Here is a 685-nt window from a genome sequence, read left to right as displayed (position 1 = left end):
GGCGACCCGGTGGCGCGGCGATCCGGCGACCCGGTGGCGCGGTGGCGCGGCCGGGCGACATTTCGTCGGGCAGGCGGCATCGATTCGACGCAGCAACCAGCTGAACAGCTACTGATTTTGAGGCCTCGGGTCCGCCATGCGGATGGGGGCGGTGATAGGGCTGCGGAAACAGCGATGCCCGGCGGGTCATCCCGTCGGGCATCGCTGTTTGTTCGTTCGGCCGTGGCTTGTGGGCGGGGCCGCGGACTTGGTGGTCAGACCGTGGTGACCAGCAGCTTCGCGCGCTCCGGCCAGGTGGCTACGGTCGGGGCCAGGCGCAGGCCGGATGCGGTGATCGCGGCGCGCAGGGTGACCACGTCGGTGTCGGCCAGCTGGCGGAAGGTGGTGATGCCGGCGGCGGCGAGCGCCATCGCCATCTTCGGGCCGATGCCGGTGATCTTGGTGAGGTCGTCCGGCTCGACCACCGCGACGGCGACCGGCGCGGGAACGACCGCGACCTGCTCGGTCTCGGACGGGCCGGGAACAGCGACCGCGACCGGCTCGGGCTCGGCGGCAACGGCGACCGGCTCGGGCTCGGCGATAACGGCGACCGGCTCCGGCTCGGCGACGACCGCGACCGGCTCCGCCTCGGTGATGACGGCGACCGGCTCGGGCTCGGCGATCGGCTCGACGGCGACGGGCTCCG

Annotated in this window: 1 protein-coding gene; it reads right to left on the bottom strand. The window is 73.3% G+C overall.

Annotated elements, in window-relative coordinates; all coding sequences use genetic code 11:
• Positions 1-254: 254 nt before the first annotated feature.
• The coding region (locus Adu01nite_RS14865) for a helix-hairpin-helix domain-containing protein (RefSeq protein WP_239132412.1) at positions 255-685 on the bottom strand (431 nt) is incomplete at its 5' end.

The sequence above is a fragment of the Paractinoplanes durhamensis genome (genome assembly GCF_016862175.1).
GTDB lineage: Bacteria > Actinomycetota > Actinomycetes > Mycobacteriales > Micromonosporaceae > Actinoplanes > Actinoplanes durhamensis.
This window is presented reverse-complemented; position numbering and strand designations above follow the sequence as displayed.